This window comes from Actinoplanes sandaracinus (assembly GCF_030009775.1).
GTDB lineage: Bacteria > Actinomycetota > Actinomycetes > Mycobacteriales > Micromonosporaceae > Actinoplanes > Actinoplanes sandaracinus.
Genome location: NZ_JASCTH010000014.1, coordinates 110,695 through 128,323, shown reverse-complemented (window position 1 = coordinate 128,323; position 17,629 = coordinate 110,695). Strand labels below are relative to the sequence as shown.

The 17,629-nt window shown below is 70.7% G+C and carries 15 protein-coding genes; 7 read left to right on the top strand and 8 right to left on the bottom strand.

The window, feature by feature from the left end; all coding sequences use genetic code 11:
- Window positions 1–19 precede the first annotated feature (19 nt).
- Window positions 20–1,501: a polysaccharide biosynthesis tyrosine autokinase gene (locus QLQ12_RS22045; RefSeq protein ID WP_282762172.1), complete on the top strand. Its 1,482-nt coding sequence runs from the start codon at window positions 20–22 to the stop codon at window positions 1,499–1,501.
- Here QLQ12_RS22045 and QLQ12_RS22040 read toward each other — a convergent pair.
- Window positions 1,434–2,072, bottom strand: a complete 639-nt coding sequence (locus tag QLQ12_RS22040; protein WP_282762171.1) for an arsenate reductase/protein-tyrosine-phosphatase family protein — start codon at window positions 2,070–2,072, stop codon at window positions 1,434–1,436. The two genes, QLQ12_RS22045 and QLQ12_RS22040, sit on opposite strands and share 68 nt — an antisense overlap.
- A 126-nt stretch (window positions 2,073–2,198) precedes the next feature.
- Here QLQ12_RS22040 and QLQ12_RS22035 point away from each other — a divergent pair, with 126 nt between their 5' ends.
- Both QLQ12_RS22035 and QLQ12_RS22030 read left to right on the top strand, forming a co-directional pair.
- Window positions 2,199–3,221, top strand: coding sequence for an MraY family glycosyltransferase (locus QLQ12_RS22035; RefSeq protein ID WP_282762170.1), 1,023 nt, complete (start codon window positions 2,199–2,201; stop codon window positions 3,219–3,221).
- A 48-nt stretch (window positions 3,222–3,269) separates the two neighbouring features.
- Window positions 3,270–4,664 (top strand): hypothetical protein, encoded by a 1,395-nt coding sequence (locus QLQ12_RS22030; RefSeq protein WP_282762169.1) that lies wholly within the window; start codon window positions 3,270–3,272, stop codon window positions 4,662–4,664.
- Here QLQ12_RS22030 and murJ read toward each other — a convergent pair.
- Genes murJ through QLQ12_RS21995 form a run of 7 tightly spaced genes read right to left on the bottom strand, consistent with a single transcriptional unit; the run spans window position 4,586 to window position 12,615 of the window.
- Window positions 4,586–6,223 carry a murein biosynthesis integral membrane protein MurJ gene (gene murJ / locus QLQ12_RS22025; protein ID WP_282762168.1) on the bottom strand — a complete coding sequence of 546 codons (1,638 nt, stop codon included), beginning with the start codon at window positions 6,221–6,223 and terminating at the stop codon, window positions 4,586–4,588. The two genes, QLQ12_RS22030 and murJ, sit on opposite strands and share 79 nt — an antisense overlap.
- Entirely contained in the window at window positions 6,220–6,993 is a 774-nt protein-coding gene (locus tag QLQ12_RS22020) for a CDP-alcohol phosphatidyltransferase family protein (RefSeq protein ID WP_282762167.1), read from the bottom strand. The genes murJ and QLQ12_RS22020 overlap by 4 nt, the downstream gene beginning before the upstream one ends.
- A 31-nt stretch (window positions 6,994–7,024) precedes the next feature.
- Window positions 7,025–8,158, bottom strand: coding sequence for a glycosyltransferase (locus QLQ12_RS22015; protein WP_282762166.1), 1,134 nt, complete (start codon window positions 8,156–8,158; stop codon window positions 7,025–7,027).
- Window positions 8,155–9,267: a non-hydrolyzing UDP-N-acetylglucosamine 2-epimerase gene (gene wecB / locus QLQ12_RS22010; protein ID WP_282762287.1), complete on the bottom strand. Its 1,113-nt coding sequence runs from the start codon at window positions 9,265–9,267 to the stop codon at window positions 8,155–8,157. The genes QLQ12_RS22015 and wecB overlap by 4 nt, the downstream gene beginning before the upstream one ends.
- A 5-nt stretch (window positions 9,268–9,272) precedes the next feature.
- Entirely contained in the window at window positions 9,273–10,496 is a 1,224-nt protein-coding gene (locus tag QLQ12_RS22005) for a glycosyltransferase family 4 protein (protein WP_282762165.1), read from the bottom strand.
- Window positions 10,493–11,584: a polysaccharide biosynthesis C-terminal domain-containing protein gene (locus QLQ12_RS22000; RefSeq protein WP_282762164.1), complete on the bottom strand. Its 1,092-nt coding sequence runs from the start codon at window positions 11,582–11,584 to the stop codon at window positions 10,493–10,495. The genes QLQ12_RS22005 and QLQ12_RS22000 overlap by 4 nt, the downstream gene beginning before the upstream one ends.
- Window positions 11,581–12,615, bottom strand: a complete 1,035-nt coding sequence (locus tag QLQ12_RS21995; protein WP_282762163.1) for a polysaccharide biosynthesis protein — start codon at window positions 12,613–12,615, stop codon at window positions 11,581–11,583. Before QLQ12_RS21995 ends, QLQ12_RS22000 begins: the two co-directional genes overlap by 4 nt.
- Before the next feature lie 96 nt (window positions 12,616–12,711).
- Here QLQ12_RS21995 and QLQ12_RS21990 point away from each other — a divergent pair, with 96 nt between their 5' ends.
- The 4 genes from QLQ12_RS21990 (at window position 12,712) to QLQ12_RS21975 (ending at window position 17,625) form a co-directional block, all read left to right on the top strand.
- Window positions 12,712–14,550 (top strand): DUF4012 domain-containing protein, encoded by a 1,839-nt coding sequence (locus QLQ12_RS21990; protein WP_282762162.1) that lies wholly within the window; start codon window positions 12,712–12,714, stop codon window positions 14,548–14,550.
- An 80-nt stretch (window positions 14,551–14,630) separates the two neighbouring features.
- On the top strand, window positions 14,631–15,248 hold the full coding sequence (locus QLQ12_RS21985; RefSeq protein WP_282762161.1) for a hypothetical protein: 618 nt from the start codon (window positions 14,631–14,633) through the stop codon (window positions 15,246–15,248).
- A gap of 213 nt (window positions 15,249–15,461) precedes the next feature.
- Entirely contained in the window at window positions 15,462–16,742 is a 1,281-nt protein-coding gene (locus QLQ12_RS21980; protein ID WP_282762160.1) for an MFS transporter, read from the top strand.
- 34 nt (window positions 16,743–16,776) lie between these two features.
- Window positions 16,777–17,625, top strand: coding sequence for a hypothetical protein (locus tag QLQ12_RS21975; RefSeq protein ID WP_282762159.1), 849 nt, complete (start codon window positions 16,777–16,779; stop codon window positions 17,623–17,625).
- Window positions 17,626–17,629 lie beyond the last annotated feature (4 nt).

The following is a 17,629-nucleotide window of genomic DNA, read 5'->3' as shown; positions in this document are numbered from 1 at the left end:
TCATGATTCGGGGGCTTGCATGGATCTGCGCGACTACATCAGGATCGCTCGCAAGCGGTGGTGGATGCTGCTCACCGCGGTGCTGTTGTCGCTCGGCATCGCCACGCTGGTCACGATGCAGACCACGCCGCTGTATGCGACGTCCGTGACCTTCTTCATCACCACCCCGAACACCGGGGTCTCCGACGCGTACCAGGGCGGGCTCTTCTCCCAGCAACGCGTCCGGTCATATCAGGACCTGCTGACCAGCGACCGGCTGGCGGTGCTCGTAGCGATGGACCGGCGCCTCGGTCTCACTCCGGCGGAGGTCCGTGAGCGGATCTCCGCGGAAGCGGTGCCGGAGACCGTCCTGTTGCGGGCGACGGTCACGGACACGTCAGTGGAGCGATCCCAGCAGGTCGCCACCGCGCTGGCAGTCCGGTTCAAGAATCGCGTGGAGTCCCTGGAGACACCACTGGGCCAGCAGATCTCCTCGGTCAAGGTGGAGGTGGTGGCCGGGCCGGAGACGTCGGACGGCCCGGTCTCGCCCCGTCCGGTGCGCTCTCTCGCGGTCGCCGCGGTGCTCGGTCTCCTCGTCGGCCTCGGTGCGGCGATCCTGCGAGAACTGCTCGACACGACAGTCAAGAGCCCGGAGGACTTGCAGGCGCTCGCCGGCGCCCCGGTCATCGGCGGCCTGCCGTTCGACCCCGCGATGAAGTCCGGGCAGATGACCGCGCCGGGTGCGGGACACTCCGCCCGGGGTGAGGCGCTGCGGCAACTGCGAACCAACCTGCAGTACGTCGATGTCGACAAGCCGATCAAGACGCTGGTGGTCACCAGCGCGATGCCGGGCGAGGGGAAGTCCTCGACAGCCTGCGCTCTCGCGATGCTGTGCGCGGAGAACGGGCAACGGGTCCTGATCATGGATGCGGATCTGCGCCGCCCACGGGTCGCCGACTACCTCGGTCTGGAGGGCGGGGTCGGGCTGACCACGGTGCTGGCCGGCCAGGCGGCCCTCGACGACGTGGTGCAGCAGTACGGCGAGCACCTCTTCGTGCTGCCGAGCGGCTTTCTCCCGCCGAACCCCAGCGAACTGCTCGGATCGCACCACATGGCGCAGTTGCTGACCGAACTGCGGGAGGCGTTCGACATCGTGGTCGTCGACTGCCCGCCGCTGCTGCCGGTCACCGACGCGGCCGTCGTCGCGGCCCGCACCGACGGGGCTCTGCTGCTGGCCCGGGTGGGCAAGACCACCGGCGTCCAGGTGGCTACGGCGGTCAAGGCGCTGGGCGCGGTGGACGCCAGGCTTCTCGGCTGTGTGCTGAACATGCTCGCCACGAAGGGCGCCGACGCCTATTACTACTACGACGAGTACGCGTCCAAGGAGGGCCGCGGGAATCACCGTCGCCGGATGGACGGCAGCGCCAAGGAGACCACCGCCGCCCCGGCGGACGTCACGCCCGAAGACGCCGAACAGCCGGCGGAGGGGCCGAAGGCAGGGTGGGTGGGTTCCCCGCGATGAGGGTCGCCATCGCCTCGACGATCTGTTCGATCGTCGTACGGCACTGCCGGAACGCCGTGATCTGCTGCTGCACCGGGTCCGGTAGGTCGTCCTGGTCGGCCGGCACGATCGGTAGCCCGGCCCGGATCAGGGGAACCCGTTCGAGCAGTGCCCGCAGCCGTTGCTGTGGCGTCGCCGGCGCCGCGTCCGGAGCGGTGAATGCCGCGGCATACCGGCCGAACTGCCTCATCGTGAACGTCCGGCGGACCGCCGCCGGGTCGAGCGACACGCACGCCGAGCGCTGCCGCCGGGTCGCGGTCAGCACCAGATCCGCCTCGGCCACCAGGTTCCCGGTCAGCGGCCGGCTGCGGAAACCGGCCGAGCCGACGCCCGCCTGTGTCAGCACCTGCCACGCGAGGGGGTGCATCGGCCGGTCCGCCTCGGCGTGGGTGCCGGCGCTGCCCACCTGGAACGCGGCGTCGTCCGAGCCGAGCCGGGCGGCCAGCCCGTGTCGCAGCAACCGCTCGGCCATCGGCGACCGGCACAGGTTGGCGTGGCAGACCACCAGCACTCGGAACTGTTCCTGGTCCATGACGGTCCACCTCGATCGGTCCGCGGCCGGCTCCCGCTCCCCGGCCGTTCTCCCCGGCACGATGCCACCATGTGACTCACCGCCGGCAGCGAACGGGTCAAATCCTCCGAACGGGCCGATATAGGGATGCACGTTCTGCTGACCGGCTCGATCATCGCCGGGGTGATCGGTGTGTGCCTGCAACCGGTGGTCGTTCGCGTGCTGGTGCGCCGGTCGATCCTGGACATTCCCAACGAGCGTTCCTCGCATACCGTGCCGACCCCGCGTGGCGGGGGCATCGCGATCGTGATGGCCCTCGTGGCGGCATTGTCGATCGATGAGACGACCCGGGTCTTCGTCGTGCCGCTGCTGCTGTTCGGCGGCATCGGCCTGCTGGAAGACCTACGCGGGGCCTCCATACCGGTACGCCTGTCGCTGCAGTGCGGCGCGGGAGTCGTCGCGGCGGCGGCGCTGACCGTTCCCGGCCACCTCGGTCCCGCCTGGACGGTGGTGTTCCCCCTGGCCACCCTGTGGCTGGTCGGGTACGCCAACGTCTTCAACTTCATGGACGGCCTGAACGGCATGTCCGCCGCGAACGCGATCCTCTCCGGCGGTGTCTACGCGACGGCCGGATGGATCCACGGCGTACCGGTGCTGACTCTCGTCGGCGTCGTGACGGTGGTGGCCGCGGCCACCTTCCTGCCGTGGAACGCCGGGCAGGCGAAGGTCTTCCCCGGCGATGTCGGCGCCTACGGCCTCGGCGCCCTGCTGGCGGCCGTCGCGGTGTACGCCCTGATGGCCGGCCTCGCGCTCGAGGCGGTGCTGGCCCCGCTGGCGCTCTATCTGACCGACACCGGCTGCACCCTCGTCCGGCGGGTCTATCGGTCCGAGCGGTGGTACGCGCCGCACCGCTCGCACGCGTTTCAACGGCTCACCGATGTCGGCTGGTCACATCAGGCCGTCACCGCCACGACCGTCGCGGTCGGCGCTGTGTTGAGCGCGGCCGGACTCGTCGCGGAGGGGCTGCCCGTCACGGCACGGCTGGCAACCGACGCCGCCGGCGTTCTGCTGCTGATCGCCTACATGGCCCTGCCCACCCTGCTCGCGCGGCGGCGTGCCGCATGCCGGCGGCTACCCGGCCTCCAGAAAGAGAACTGGACACGTGCCTGACGTATCGAGCGTCCTCGCCGCTCGCCGCGCCGATGGACGGCGGTCGGCGTGACGAGGCGGCCGAAGGGCTCCACCGTCGCGATCGGCTCCGCCGTTGCCGCCTGGGCCGCGGCTGGTGTCGGCATGCTCGCCGTACGCTGGCTGATCGGAACCGACGCCCGGATGGCCGCCCTCGGCGGCCTCTCCGCCGTCTGCGTCGTCTTCGGGCTATGGATCTTCTGGTCGCATGACGGTAACCGGATCACCGCGGTCGGGGTCTATAACTTCTCGTTCGCTCTTTTCGTCGGGTTCGCCGGTCTCTATCACACCTTCATCCAGCCGCCCGGGCCGACGCTGGACCTGATCCTCACTGCGGTGTCCTGGGCATATTTCCTGCACCTGGTGACATGGGCGATCTTCTGGGCCGGTCATCGGCCTGAACCGGAGCGGCCTTTCACGGTGAACCGTGGTTCCCCGGCGGTGGTGTGGTGGGGACTGGCGCTGCTGTCCACAGCGATCTGGCTGGTGGGTGAGGACGCCGGAACGACGACCGGTTTCGTCCTGGCCGCCATAGCCTTCGCCGGTACCGCGCTCATCGGTGCCGGGCTGATCCTCCGCGCCGAGGGGTGGGGATGGGTGGTGTGTGGTGTCACGACGGCGGCCGCCGTCGCGGCATACACGCAGTACTTCTTCACCGGGTTCGGCCGCATCGTGCTGGCCTCGCTGGGATTCACTTTCCTGATCGTGCTGTCACACCGAACGCGTGGGCGGATCGTCAAGCTGGTGGTGCTGGTCGGCGCGGTGCCGGCGCTCACGGCGCTGGCCGCGCTCCGAGTCGCGCTCGTCGCCGAGATGCGCAACGGAACGCAGGAGAACGGGTTCGAGTCGATCGTCCACCCGCTCTATCAATTCGCCCGGTTGCTCGCCCTCGAGGACGCCGGCAGTGTGCCTCACGCGTGGGGGCAGACGTTCTGGGCGGCGGTGGTGGCGCTGGTTCCGCGCCGGATGTGGCCGGAGAAGCCGGTCGGCCTCGGCGCCGACCTGGTGCCGGTGCTGCGACCCGGCCTGATCGGGACGAACCATTCCGAGGTCGCCCTCTATCTCGGCGAATGGCTGTTCAACTTCGGGATCCCTGGTCTGTTCTTCGTTCCCAGCGCCGGGATTCTGCTTCGTATCCTGGATCGTTACCTGGTGTCCGCGGCCTCCTCGGTATTGGACCGGCACGACAATCTCATCCGGTACACCCTGGCGAGCGTCGCCGCGGCGGGAGTCATCGACGTGCTGTGGGCGGGGTCCTTCAGTTACGCCTCGCGGACCGGTTCCCACGTCGTCATCCTGCTGGCCGTGCTCCTGGTGTTCCAGGTGTTCTGGTCGTCGGCGCGGGATCACCGAGATCGCCCGAGATCGCCGGCACGGGGATCGATCACCGGTCGGGTACGGCCCTCGGCCGTGATCCGGAGATAGACGACGCCGGCGGAGATGGTCGCGCACGAGCAGGCGGCGACAGAGCCGGCGAACCCCGGTCCGGTGAGGCGTACGACGGCATGCCAGACCAGCGCTTCGATCGCCGCGACCAGGAGTACGGCGAGGGCGGTCCGCGGACGGCCGCCGCGGAAGAAGCTGAGGCGTATGCCCGGAAGCCGCCGGCACAGCACGGCGGCGGCAGTGAGACATCCGAGCGTGTATGCCACGGCATAGCTGGCGGCGATCCCCGCGAGCGCGTGCTCCGCGGTCAGATAGCGGGCGGATCCCACGAACCCGGTCACCGCGGCCGCCGCCACGAGCATGTTGATGACGGCGGCGGTCCGGGTGTCCTGTGCGGCGTTGAAAGCGGCCGTCAGCGCGGCATAGGCGGCGAACGGCACGACGGCGAGCCCGAAGACGCGAACCGTCGAACCGACCAGGGCCACCGCGTCGGCGGCGCTGTTGCCGTGGGCGAACAGGATGGCGCTCAGGGCCGGGCCGAGCACCAGCAGCGTGACGCCCGCCGGGGCGGTGACCCACAGGATGGCGCGGAGACTGTGCGCCAGGTGCGCGGACAGTTCTTCGGTGTCGTGGACGGCAGCGGCACGGCTCATCCGGGGCAGCGCCGCGACGATGACCGAGACGGCGGCCACGGCGTACGGGACGTGGAAGATCGCGTAAGCGGTCTGGTAGGTGCTCACCGCTCCCGGGCCGAGGTGCGAGGCCGACCGGATGGCCATCGTGAACGCGGCCTGATTGGCGATCACCGTCAACAGCACCCACCCGCCGAGCCGGGCGGTACGACCTATGCCGATGCCTCTGAGGTCCCGCCGCAGCCGCAGGGGGAAGCCCTGCCGTCGCAGCACCCAGAGGATCATCCCGGCCTGGCCGATCACCCCGGCGGTCGTTCCGGCCCCCAGGAACAGCTCGTGCCGGCCGGACAGTTCGCCGAGTTCGGTGCTGCCGCCGGCTCCGATGTAGCCCAGGCCGATGGCCATGACGATGACGTTGTTCACGGCCGGCGCCCACATCGGGGCGCTGTGCCCGCTGAGCGAGTTGAGCACTGCGGCCGCCGTGGCACCGATGCCGTAGAGCAGGATCTGCGGCAGGAAGAAGCGGCTGAGGACGACAGTCAGTCGCTTCTGCTCCTCGGTCAGCCCCGGCGAGTACAGCTCGACCAGCAACGGCGCGAGGACGACGGTGAGTGCGACCACCGCGGCCAGGACATACGCGGTCGCCGACAGCAGCCGTTGGGCGTAGGCGAACCCGGCCGCCCGGTCGCGCGCCAGTTCCCGGCTGACCGCGGGGATGATCAGGCTGGTGGCGAGGCCCCCGAACACCAGTTGGTAGGTGACGCTGGGGATGGTGTTCGCCACGTTGTAGCTGTCGAGGAGTTCGGTGCCCAGGCCGAGAGCGGCTGCCATCACCACCAGACGGCCGAAACCGGTGATGCGGGAGACCAGCGCGCCGATCGCCATCCCGCGGCCGGCTCGGAGCAGCGAGACGGTCTCGTCCGGGCGCTCGGCGACCGCCCGGCGGTCCACCGCGTCGTCGTTCACCGACGCGGCTGGCTGCCGGCCGGGTCCGCTGTCCGGTCCGGGCACCTCTGCCACCGAAGGCTGACGTTCGCCGCTTTGCCCAGCCGTACGGCCAGGAAGAGGAGGTTGGCGGTGAGCACTCCGAGAAGAAATCGGTCCAGGTGCCCGGGAAGGAAAGTCAGGAACCCGGCGTACGCGGTGAGAAACACCGGATAGTCGAACAGCAGACCGCCGGCCCGTACGACGGCACGGTTGTTGTCGGTGAACAGGCTGCCGGCCGCCGGACCGCTCGTCGCCAGCGCGGACGCGCATAGATTGATCATGACGGCGCAGGAGAACGCGGACGCCAGCCAGTGTGGCGCCGTGGGGACGTACCACGCTGTGGAGACCACGATCGCGATGACCACCGCGGCGTGCACCGCCAGATCGCACATCACGTCCAGCCGGGCTCCGGCCTCGCTGGTCCGGCCGGTGTACCGGGCGAGCTGCCCGTCCGCGCAGTCGAAGCAGTAGGCGAGCTGCCAGAGCAGGACAGCCGCGATGCCGGTGGACAAGCGGGGCCCGCCGAGGACGGCGAGAGCCGATCCGCCGGTGCCACACACCAGGTTGGCGATTGTCAGAGCACTGGGCCGCATGCCCAGCCGGTGGGCCGGTACGCAGAGACGGGCGCCGAGGCGCTGGCTCATCGCCACGGTGAGCAGGCCGCCCCCGCGCATGTGCCTCTCGAAGTCCCGGGCCCTGGGCCGCGAGCGGGCCGCCGAGCCTCCGGGCAGGACGGTGTGAGCTGTCATCGGCACGTCTCCGTCTCGTGGCAGGTGCCTGTCATCGGGTGAGCGTGGACAGGAAGTTCTCGTTGCTGTGGCTCGCGTGCCAGGCGCGGTAGGCGGCGCCGGCGGCATGCCGGGCGGCAAGACGCTCGGCCGGGGACCTGGCCATCACCCGGCCGATCTCGGCGCTCAGCTTGCCGGCGGACAGGTTCTGGATCGCGGCGCCGCCTCCGGCCGAGAGGACCGCGCTCCACGGCGTCTGATCGGAGCAGATCACCGGGCAGGACGCCGACAGGCTCTCGGCGATGACATGACCGAAGTTCTCGCCCCAGGTCGGGAAGATGAACGCGTCGTACCGCTGGAACGTCTGACGAACCGCGGATGGCGGGAGTTCTCCGCGATAGTGCACCCGGTCCGTGGTGCCGGTTTCCTTGATGACTCGCAGGCATCGCTGCCAGTACGCAGCGTCCTCCATCGGCCCGAAGACATCCAACTGCACCTGGCCCGGGAGTCTGCCGAGTGCCTCGATCGCCGTCAGCAGGTTCTTCTTCGGCACGATCCGGCTCATGAAGACGAACCGTGGCTGTTCCCGATCAACCAGCGGAGGCAGTGGTTCTGCCGGCAATGCCACCTGGTCGAGGGCTACCCGTATCCGGGCCCAGGGGTACACGGCCCGGATCTCGGAAGCCTCCCGCGCGGTGGACGCGTGCCAGGTGGCTCCCATGTTCTTGAGCAGCCTGCCCCACACGATCGCGAAGGGCCGTTTCTTCCATGACTTCTGGGCCAGGGCGCCCATGGAGAACTCGCCCCGGGGGGCCACGACCACGTGATCGGCCCGGACGAGACGCATCCGGCAGGCGAGCACCGGCACCACGGTGAAGACCGGTGACCACAGGCTGTTGACGTAGAGCACATCGAACGCCGTGGTCCGCAGTCTCCGCCAGAGCGACAGCCAGGCCCGGCGGTCATGGACGGGCAGATAGAAGACGTCCGCGCGGCCGCGCCGGACCCACTCGCCGGACAGGCCGGGGTACGGCTCGGTGGCGTTCACGTCGCGGTCCTGCGTGACCAGCGTGAGGTCGATGTCCGGCGGAATGGTGTCGAGCAGAAGCGCGAGCGAGCGCACCGGCCCGCCACCGCGGAACCCCGGCTCGAAGACGTTGGAGGTGGCGAGGACCCGCAGCGTCATCGCTCGTCCCGCTCCGGCACCCGGATGCCGGCCCAGGCGCGGTGCTGCCGGACCGTGGAGAGGATGAACGCGGTGACCCGCGCCGAGGTGTCGGCGATCGTGTAGTCGGCCGGACAGGCGGCCCGCCGCCCGGTGGCCGTCTCGACCGCCGCCCGGATGCCGTCGGCCTCCAGACCGGTCAACAGGATGGCGCCGGTGTCGAGGGCCTCCGGGCGTTCGATCGACTCGCGCAGGCACACCGCCGGGAAGCCGAGGATCGCCGACTCCTCACTGATGGTGCCGCTGTCCGACAGCGTGCACCGGGCGTGCGTCTGCAGGTGGACGTAGTCGAAGAAGCCGAACGGCGGATGGAAGGTGATGCCGTCGAGGGATCCGACCTCGGCTCGTTCCAACCGGTCCCGGGTCCGGGGATGAGTCGACACCAGCACCGGCAGCCGCCATTCGCGGTGGACCGTCCGCAGACATTCGAGCAGGCGGCGCAGACGCCCGGGGTCGTCCACGTTCTCCTCCCGGTGGGCGCTGACCAGGAAGTAGGACCCGGAGGACAGCCCCGTCCGGTGCAGGACGTCGCTGGACTCGATCACCTCCCGGTAGTGCTCCAGGACCTCCCGCATCGGTGAGCCGGTGTGCATGATCCGGCGTGGATGCAGTCCCTCCGCCAGCAGGTTGCGGCGGGCGTGCTCGGTGTAGACCAGGTTGAAGTCGCTGACGTGGTCGACCAGGCGCCGGTTGGTCTCCTCGGGCACGTTGAGATCGAAGCAGCGGTTGCCGGCCTCCATGTGGTAGACGGGCACCCCCATGCGCCGGGCGATCAGCGCGGCGATGCAGCTGTTGGTGTCGCCGAGCACCAGCAGAGCGTCCGGCCGCACCTCGCGGATGGCGGCCTCCACGCCGGTCAGCACGCCGGCCAGGACGGTGCCGAGAGAGGTGGGGTCCACGGCCAGGTTGCGGTCGGGTTCGGGCAGGCCCAGCTCATCGAAGAAGACGTCGCGCAGCGCGGGGTCCCAGTTCTGGCCGGTGTGCACGAGCACGTGGTCGACGGCGCGGCTCAGGCGCACGATCACCCGGGACAACCGGATGATCTCCGGTCGGGTGCCCACCACCGTCATCACTCTCACCGGGCCGCCTCTCGGAGCATGTCCTCCAGCAGGCCGATCCCGGCCTGCTGGGACATGCGCGTGCGGTAGCAGTCCAGCGCCCGGCGGCCCATCGCGGCGCGTTCGCCCGCCGGCAGCGTGGCCGCGCGGTGGAAGCGATCGGCCAATGATCGCCAGTCCCCGGGCGGGCAGGCCAGCCCGATGTCATGCCTTTCGACGAGTGCGGCGCAGTCACCCGCCACCGAGGCGACGACCGGCGAGCCGCATGACAGCGCGGCCGCCAGCTTCGACGGGATGATGCCCCGGAAGACCGGCAGGTCCTTGAGCGTGACCAGCTGGAAGTCGGCGGCGGCGTACAGGGCCGCCATGTCGGCCATCGGCAGGCGGCCGAGGAACCGGACATTGTCCGTGCCGAGGTCGGTGCTCAGATCACGGGCCGCGGCCTCACCGATGCCGGACCCGGCGAGGACCAGGTCGACGTGGTCGTGCACGGCGGCGGCCGCACGGACGGAGTCCTCGATGTTCTGGAACGGTCCTATCGTGCCGGCGTACATGATGGTGCAGCGCCGACGGCGCCCGATCCGCTCACGGGCCGTCGGGGTCGCCTCGATCGGACGGAACAGCGACTCGTCGGCCCAGTTCAGCACGACCCGTACCCGGGCCGGATCGGCCCCGCGCGCCACCACGATGTCCCGCATCGCCGGCGCGATGACGGCGATCGACGTGGCCAGCCGGTACACCCGGCGCATCGCCGCGTGCAGCGCGGCGCCGATCAGCCGGCCGGCGGCGCCGGCCGGAACCATCGACGAGCAGACGACCGACTCCGGCCAGATGTCCTGCATGTGTACGACGACCGGCGTCCCCCGCAACGCGCGCAGCAACGCCGGAGCGGCGAAGACGGTGGCCGGCGTGAGGTAGACGTAGAGGACGTCGGCGCCGCGCAGGTAGCCGGCCGCGGCGGCGGAGCTGGTGGCCGCGAACGACAGGTAGCTGGCCGCCCGCCGGATCCCGGACCGGTCGTGGCTCGGATACTCCGGCACCCGCCGCACGGTGACCCCGTCGATCACCGACGTGTCGGCCCAGCGCTGCCGGTAACCGGGATAGAGCGTTCCGGTGGGGTAGTTCGGGAAGCCGGTCAGGACGCGAACCCGATGGCCGCGCGCCACCAGTCCGCGGGCCAGGTTCTCCGGGATGTGTGCTGGTTCCGGCGGATACCACTGACTGACCACGCCGATCCTCACGGCGACACCTGTTCCGGGTACGTGTCCGGCAGGCCAGGGTCGAACACCTCGTTGGACCAGAAGAGGGTGAGCAGCTCCCCGTCCCCGACGTTGGTGATGTCGTGCGCCCACATCGACGGCATGTCGACGAACGCCGGGCGGTCACCGGCCACCCGGAAGGTCGTCACCTCGTCGTGCAGCAACCGGCGTACCCGGATCTCGGCCTCGCCGCGCAGCACCAGGAAGCGTTCCACCTTGGCGAGATGGAAATGCCTGCCACGGGTGACTCCGGGCCGTGAGGTCGAGACGAACGTCTGCCCTCCTCCGCCGTGCACCTTGACCGCCTCGATCAGGTCACCGCGGACGTCGCTGTGCCGGGGCAGCCGGCAGGGCGTACCGGCCGGGAAGTGATGCGACCGGTAGGTGTTGAACAGGCGCACGTCGAACCGGCCGGTCAGCTCGGGAATCTCGCCGCGGGCGTAGCAGCGGGCGATCCGCTGCAGCCGGTCGCGTAGTTCGCCGACGCCGCAGCGGACCCGTCCCGCGCCGGGCAGGTCCACCCCGAGCAGCAGCGCCGCGGCGTCGGTGGCGTGCAGCAGATCGAGTTCGCGGTCCTGGTGCACCTGCGGTGTGCCGCCGTCGGCGAGCTGCCGGCAGAACGTGGCGACGACCGAGTTGTAGTGCGGCCGCCCGTGTTCGCCGAACAGGTTCGGCAGCCGTACGTCCTGGAAGTCGGAGCCGGACCAGCGGGTGGCCTCGGCCAGCGTCGCGGCCGCCACGGCCTTCCCGGTGCCGTATTCGGTGCCGTTGCCGGCCTGGACCGAGTTCGCGAACACCACCTTCTTCGGCGGCGTGGCGCATCGGCGCAGCGCCGCGGCGAGCAGTTCGGCCGGCCGCCGGTTGCCGATGTCGGCCTCGCCCCGGTTGACGCCGGCCACGTGCAGCACCCGGTCGGCGCCGCTGAGCAGTCCGGCGAGCTTCTCGGTGTCGGCGAGGCCGGACCGGGTGACCGGCACCGGGTCGCCGAGGCCGAGCGCTCGGGCGAGGACCCGGACGTGCCAGCCGAGGAAGCCGGTCGTTCCGGTCATCACCAGGGGGCCGGCCGTCATGCCGCCGCCATCGCCGTGCCGAGCTCGGCACGGATCTCGGGAAGCGTCCGCAGGAGAGCCTCGATCTCCGGCACGTCGAGGCGGGGCGCGTTCGCCGAGTTGAAGTCGAACAGCGGATCGGTGCCCGGCACGCCCTCCTTCTCGTAAGGGGCGTAGTTGAGGTCACGGGTGTCCAGCGGCACCCGGTAGAAGTCGCCGAGATCCTCCGCGTGCCGTAGCTCCTCGCGGCTGGCCAGGGTCTCGTGGGTCTTCTCGCTGTGCCGGATGCCGAGGATCTCGAGTTTGGGAGTGACGCCGAACAGGTTGCCGATGGCGTTGGCCAGGTCGCCGATGGTGCAGGCGCTCGCCTTGCGGATGTAGATGTCGCCCGGGGTGGCACGGGTGAACGCCCGTTCGACGAGGTCCACGGAGTCGGCCAGCGACATCAGGAAGCGGGTCATCCCCGGGTCCGTCACGGTCAGCGGCTGGTTCCGGCGGATCTGGTCGACGAAGAGCGGGATGACCGAACCGCGGGAGTACATGACGTTGCCGTATCGCACGCAGGAGACCGTGGTGGCGGAGTCCGGCCGGGTCCGGACGTGGGCCTGCGCGACCTTCTCCATCAGCGCCTTGGTCATGCCCATCGCATTGACCGGGTGGACCGCCTTGTCGGTGCTGAGCAGCACCAGTGAGCCGACCTCGTTGCGGTCACAGGCTTCGACGACGTTCGCGCTGCCCAGCACGTTGGTCCGCATCGCTTCGAGGGGAAAGAACTCGCACGAGGGCACCTGCTTGAGGGCCGCGGCGTGGAAGACGAAGTCGACGTTGCGGGTCACCTGCGCCACCGTGCCGAGATCGCGGACGTCGCCGATGTGGTACCGGACGCGGTCGTCGCGCAGGCGGCCGCGCATCTGGTCCTGCTTGGCCTCGTCCCGGCTGAGCACGCGTACTTCCGCGGCCCCGGAGCGGAGCAGGTGAGTGACCATGGCATGCCCGAACGAGCCGGTACCGCCGGTGATGGCGAACCGGCGGCCAGAGAGCGCGACCAGCATGGCATCTCCTCATTTGCGGAAAAAGGGCCGTCAACGCATTATGCGTACTTAAATGCCATGAAGGGCCTATTTTCGATTTGTCAGGTGGTGGATGCCGTGGACACGACGAGCGCACCGACGGACGCCGTTGAGCCGGAACGCGGCCCGCGAGCCACCGGGCGCCGCTCTCGACGGCTTCCCCTGGTCGCCGGCCTCCTGGCGGTCGTGGTCACCGGATCGGCCGTCACCACCTGGTCCGCCCTCCGGGTCCGGGACACCCATGACCACCTGCGGGCGGCCGCCGGCCTGATCCAGCGGCTGCAGCAGCAACTGCAGACCGCCGACCCGGCGGCGGGCGGCACTCTCGGCCGGTTGCAGGAGGAGACCAGAGCCGCCCGGGCCGGCGTGGACGGGCTCGCCTGGCGCCTCGGCGGCCGCCTGCCGGTCGCGGGCGACGACCTGATCGCAGTCCGGGCCGTCACCACCACCTTGGACGCGCTGGCCCACGACGGCCTGCCGCAACTGGTCAGCACGGCGAGCCTGCTGGCCGGCGAAGTGCTCGGGCCCGGCCGGGGGCGTTTGAACCTGGAGCCGATGAAACGGGCCGCGCCGGAGCTCGCTCGGGCCGGCCGAGCCTTCCAGCGGGCGCGGCAGGCGGTCGACGCGATCGCGGACACCGGCTTGACGGACCCGGTGCGTGAGGCCGTCCTGCGCTTGCGAGCCGAGATGGGCAGCGCGTCCGGCATGATCACCGCCGCGGCGCGGGCGGCCACCCTGCTGCCGGCGATGCTCGGGGACGGTGGGTCGCGTACCTATCTGGTGCTGTTCCAGAATCTCGCGGAAGTGCGCGCCACCGGCGGCATGCCGGGCGCTTTCGTCGTCCTCGAGGCCGACCGGGGCCGGATCGACATCGCCGACCAGGGCACGGCGACCGGTCTCCAGCCGTTCCCGCGACCCGTCCTGCCGCTGACGCCGTCCGACCGGCAGCTCTACACCGACAAGCTGGCCACCTTCCCCGCGGACATCAACCTGACCCCGCACTTTCCCACCACCGCGCGACTCGCCCGGGAGATGTACCGGCGCCGCACCGGCCAGACCGTCGACGGGGTGTTCGCCACCGACCCGGTCGCCCTGTCCTACCTCCTCCGGGCGCTCGGCCCGGTGCCCGTGGCGGGCGGCCGGCCGCTGACCGCCGACAGCGCGGTGCCCCTCCTGCTGTCGCGGATCTACGCCGACGGCATCTCGCCGGTGGAGCAGGACGCCTATTTCGCGGCCGCGGCCCGGGCGACCTTCCGGGCGCTGTTGCGCCGGCCACTCGATCCGGCGGCGCTCAAGTCGGTGCTGGCCCAGGCGGCGGCTGAACGCCGGCTGCTGGTGTGGAGCACGCGCCCGGAGGAGAACCGGCTGCTGGAGAACAGCACCCTCGCCGGGGTGTTGCCGGCCAGCGACGGCGACCGGCCGACGGTGGGGGTGTTCCTCAACGACGGCAGTGGGGCGAAGCTCGGCTACTACCTGACCCACCGCGCCGAGCTGGCCGTCACGCCCACCTGCCGGTCCGACGGCCGCCGCGAGCTCACTCTCACCGTGACGCTGGGGTCGACCGCGCCGGCGAAGGGCCTGCCGGCGTACGTCCTCGGACTGGGCCTGGCCGGCGATCCGTACACCACCCGTACGAACGTGTCGGTCTACACCTCGACCGGCGGAGCACTGGTCTCGATGCGGCTCGACGGGGCTGCCCAGGCGTTCGGCTCCGGCCGGGACCGCCGGCGAGCGGTCGGCATCGTGACGGTCGACGTGCCGCCCGGCAAGACGCGAACCCTGCGGGCCACGATGCTCACCGGGGTGCCCGCGGGCGGTTACGCCGGAAAGGTGACCCCGAGACTCTGGTTGACTCCCGGCATCGCGCCCTGGACCCAGTTGACCGAATCCGGAGACCGCTGCCCGGCCAGCCGCTAGATTGCTCATCAGAGAGGAAAAATCCTCAAAAAGCCGAATCGCACGATTTTCGGGGGACCCCTGTGCGTTGTCACCGAGTGGTGAGCCTGCTGGTCAGCTTGTTCGCGGCAGTGGTCATGGCGCCGGCAGCCGCTCACGCCGTGCCCTACCCGGCTGATCCACCGCCCGCCGTCATCTCGGACGGCACCGTGGAGCCCGGCGGCACGGTCACCTTCTCCGGCACCGGCTTCCAGCCGTTCGAGGTCATCTCGATCGACATCGGGTACGACGGCTCCGACTCGACCGCGGCATACCGGCCGAGCGGAGGGTTCGTCCTCGCCGCTTTCGAGGTCGCGGCACTCGCGAAGATCACTACCAAGGCGGACGCCAACGGCAACTTCAGCATCGAGGTGCCGCTCGCCGAGGCGGGCACCGCAACGCTCGTGGCGACCGGGCTCACCTCGGGCAAGACGGTCACCGCCTTGGTTGAGGTCGTCGTGGAAGAGGACGAGGACGAGGGCGACGACGACGGCGGCAACGGCGGTGGCGGCGGAGACGACGACAACGGCGATGACGGCGACGACGAGACCCTGCCGACGACCGGCCCCTCCGGCACCCCGCTGATGGTCGCCGGCGCGACCGGTGTGGGCGCCACGCTCCTCGGCATCGCGTTGCTGTGGCTGACCCGCACCCGGCGCCGCCGTGACACCGAGGCGTGACCGCAAGGCGTGACCGCAAGGCGTGACCGCAAGGTGTGAGAGCAAGGCGGGCCGGTGACCGGTTCGGGCAGTCAGCCCGTGCGGTCACCGGCCCGCTCGCGCCCGCGGCGGACCTCCTCGGCCGGGCGGGCAGTGAGAAGACGCACGTTGCAGGTGGCACCGGTGGCGGAGAAGGGTTGAGGGGTACGTTCCGCGACAGCTGGAAGGCGTCCCATGGCCCTGCGTCCCTGGACGGTGTGGGCCGCGGGTCTAGCCGCCTACACCGTCGCTGTTCTGCACCGCAGCTCACTCGGCGTGGCCGGGCTCGATGCCCAGGAGCGCTTCGGTGTCGGTGCGAGCGCCCTGGCCGTCTTCGCCGTGGTGCAGCTCGTGGTCTACGCCGGTTTGCAGATTCCGGTGGGCCTGCTGCTCGACCGGTTCGGGTCACTGCGCCTGGTGCTGTCCGGGGCGATCGTGATGGCGGCCGGACAGACGCTGATGGCGTTCACCGACGGGCTCAGCGGTGCGATGGTGGCCCGGGTGCTGGTCGGCGCGGGCGACGCGATGACGTTCATCAGCGTGTTGCGGCTGGTGCCGCACTGGTTCCCGGCGAAACGGGTGCCGGTGCTGACCCAGCTGACCGGGATCATCGGGCAGACCGGCCAGGTGCTGTCCGCCGTGCCGATGGCCGCCCTGCTGGCCGGTCCGGGCTGGACCACCGCGTTCCTCGGCGCCGCCGCGACCGGGGTGCTCGTGGCGCTGGTCGCGCTCGCCACCCTGCGGGACACGCCGCAGCGGCGGGTCAACAGCGGCGGTTCGATGAGCTGGCAGCAGCTCGGCGCCGACCTGGGCACGTCGTGGCGGCATCCGGGCACCCGGCTCGGCCTGTGGGCGCACTACACCACGGCGTTCACCGGTGCGGTGTTCGCGCTCATGTGGGGCGTGCCGTTCCTGATCGCCGGTGAGGGCCTGAGCCGGACCACGGCGGGCGTGCTGCTCACCGTGTTCGTGGTGACCGGCATGGCGGCCGGGCCGGTACTGGGCCTGCTCACCCAGCGCCACCCGCTGCGCCGCTCGCGGATGGTGCTCGGCATCGTGGCCATCATCATGATCACCTGGGCGGTGGTCCTCGCCTGGCCCGGGCGCGCGCCGCTGCCGCTGCTGGTGATGCTCGTGGTGGCGCTCGGCCTGGGCGGCCCGGGGTCGATGATCGGGTTCGACTTCGCCCGTAGTTTCAATCCGCCCAGCCGGCTGGGCACCGCGACCGGCCTGGTGAACGTCGGCGGGTTCGTGGCGGCGCTGGTCACGATCGAGCTGATCGGGCTGATTCTCGACGCCCGCACCGGCGGAGGTAACGACTATCACATCGATGATTTCCGGGTCGCGATGTCGGTGCAGTTCCTGGTGGCGGCGGTCGGTGTGGCGGGCATCCTGCGCACCCGGCGGCTGGCCCGGCGACGAGTCGCCGCCGACGCGCGGGGTTTAGCGGCCGGAAGCGAGGTTAAGGCCTCCTAGTCATGCATTCGCCCAATGCAGGGGTTAGGAGGACATGTCTGTTCAGGCTGAGGGCCGATTCTGGTCCGGCATCGACGTTCCGAAGACCATCGCGGGCACGCTTGCGGCCGTCTCCGCGGCCGTGCTCGGCTCGTTCCTCGGAGTGGCCGGCACGCTGATCGGGGCCGCGCTCGCCAGCGTGGTCAGCTCGATCGGCACCGAGGTCTACCACCGCTCCATCGATCGGGGCAGCAAGCGACTGCAGTCGGCGTTCGTGATCGCTCCGGCGGCCGTGGGCACGCCGTCCGTGGAGGCGGCGGCCGACGACTCACCCGCCGACGTGCCCGCCGCGCACGAGGAGGCGGCCGAGGAGAAGACCGCGGACGCCGGCGGCGCCGGGGCATCGACCGCGCCGGAGACCGCCACGGCGGCGCCGGGGCGGCGGATCCGCTGGAAGCGGGTCATGCTCGTCGCCGGAGCGTTCTTCCTGCTCGGCATCGGCACGCTGACCACGGCGGAGCTGTTCGCCGGCCGGTCCGCGGCGGATGTCACGAGTGGGCGGGACAGCGGCAGCCCGACCATCACGTTCGACGGCGTGAGCAAGGACAGCAAGAACGACGAGGGCGAGCCGGCGCCGGCCCCGCAGAAGTCGTCCGCGCCTTCCCGTGGGACCTCCCCGGCTCCGGCGTCGAAGAAACCGGCCACCGAGGCGCCCGTCACCCAGACTCCGGCGACGCCGGACGAGACCACGCAGAAACCCACGACCACCGCCCCGACCGGGACGCCCCCGGCCGCGGACCAGCCGGAGACCGGCGAGGTGGACAAGGGCGCCACGGACCAGGGCACCACGAACAAGGGTGCCACGGACCAGGGCGAAACGGACAAGGTAGTCCCGGAAGGATAGTGAG